We start from the raw sequence: 1,586 nt of genomic DNA on the forward strand, positions 1-1,586 counted from the left end.
GCAGACCCCCGTTCACGCCGGGGAGGCGCCGCCGGTCAGCGGATGCGGACGGCGTTGGCGCAGCGTTCGTGGATCCGGCCGGAGACGTCCGCACCTCCCGACTGGCTGCCCTGGTCGAAGGCACGGGCCGGCTCGCCCACCATGAAGGGCTGGTCGCAGGCCAGGCACACGCGCACGCCCGTGAGCGCCTCGTAGTGGTCACACAGCGCCAACAGCGACCGGCCGAGACGGGCGGGCCCGGGGCGTGGCTGGCCGAGGACCCGCGACGACAGACCCCGCCCATCCGCCCATGGGGAAGCGGACGAGTGGGGGCTGGGAAGGCCAGGTGGTCATTCCACGGTCAGCGACCATGCTCCGCGCGAGAGGGTGAGGGTGCCGTCCGGGTCGATGCGGGCCCGCGCCCCGTACAGCGGCAAGCCGCCCTCGCGGTTGAGACGGTTCTGGACGCGCTCCAGCTCTCGCCACAGCCGCCGGGGGCCGCCCTGGTGCACGGTGGGTGAGTCCAGGTAGCCGGTCGCCGTGGCACGGGCCCACGATCCGTCAGCGTGCAGCATCCAGACCGTTCGCCTCTCGTCGGCCTCCTCTTTGCGGTAGTCGATCTCCGGGACGGACAGTGCCAGCATGGACGACACGTCCCATGCGTCCGGCGGATACAGCAGCGGATATCGGCTCGTTGTCACGTCTTCGCCGTCCGCCTGCTTCACCTTCTCCCACAGCTCATCCGTGGGCCGGGGCGCGTAATCCTCGCCGTGCCGGGTGCGCATGAAGCCCGCCCGGTACTGGGAGATCTGGCCGATCGCGCCGCCGTCCTCGGCCTTGTCGGCGACGACGATCAGTCCTGTTCCCGCGATCGTGGTCACCAGCCGGCCGCCGGGCTTCAGCGCGGTCAGCCACGAGGGTGGGATGGGCCGGACGGACACCGTGGACACGATCCGGTCGTACTGCCCCGGAAGCGGGCCGGTGATGTCACAAACGGCCATGAGCGGGCGCAGGCCGATCGACTCCAGCCTGGCCCCTGCCATCCCCACCAGGTGCGCGTCCACGTCCACGCTGGTGACGTTCTCCGCCCCGATCCGTCGGCTGGCGAGCGCGGTCCCGTAGCCGGTCCCGGTGGTCACCAGCACGCGGGAGTCGTCGGCGAGCACCGCGTGCCGGTACATGTCCACGACCAGGACGGGCAGCGTGGAGGACGAGGTGGGCAGGCCCTCTGCCACGGTGCCGGGCTCGGCGTGGTCGGCGTGGAGCGGACCGACGCGGGTCACCAACGTGTCGTTGCCGTAGGCAGTGTCCATCCACGCCTGCGGATCGTCCTCGCCGATCCGCAGATGCCACCGGCCGCCCATATTCTCCCACCAGCGGGGCACGAACACGTGCCGGGGCGTGGTGGCCAGAGGTTCGTACCATCGGGACTCGGGCCGGACGGTATCCGCCGCCAGGCGCCGCGCGTGTGTCTGCCAGTCCATGGGCGGCTCCTCCTAGTACTTCGGGTTGCAGGCCGGTTTACGCGCGGGGTCGCAGTCGTTGGAGTCGGCCGGCGTGCATGCACCGGTCGCGCCGGGCGAGGGCATGCACGAGTCCTCGTCGGG

At 71.4% G+C, this 1,586-nt stretch carries 2 protein-coding genes; both read right to left on the reverse strand.

The window, feature by feature from the left end; all coding sequences use genetic code 11:
- Positions 1-35: 35 nt before the first annotated feature.
- Positions 36-212: a hypothetical protein gene (locus ACWD1Z_RS37515; RefSeq protein ID WP_451125400.1), complete on the reverse strand. Its 177-nt coding sequence runs from the start codon at positions 210-212 to the stop codon at positions 36-38.
- Positions 213-329: 117 nt separating this feature from the next.
- Positions 330-1,463: a protein-L-isoaspartate(D-aspartate) O-methyltransferase gene (locus ACWD1Z_RS37520; RefSeq protein ID WP_451125402.1), complete on the reverse strand. Its 1,134-nt coding sequence runs from the start codon at positions 1,461-1,463 to the stop codon at positions 330-332.
- Between the last annotated feature and the right edge of the window lie 123 nt (positions 1,464-1,586).

The sequence above is a fragment of the Streptomyces sp. NPDC002784 genome (assembly GCF_053592135.1).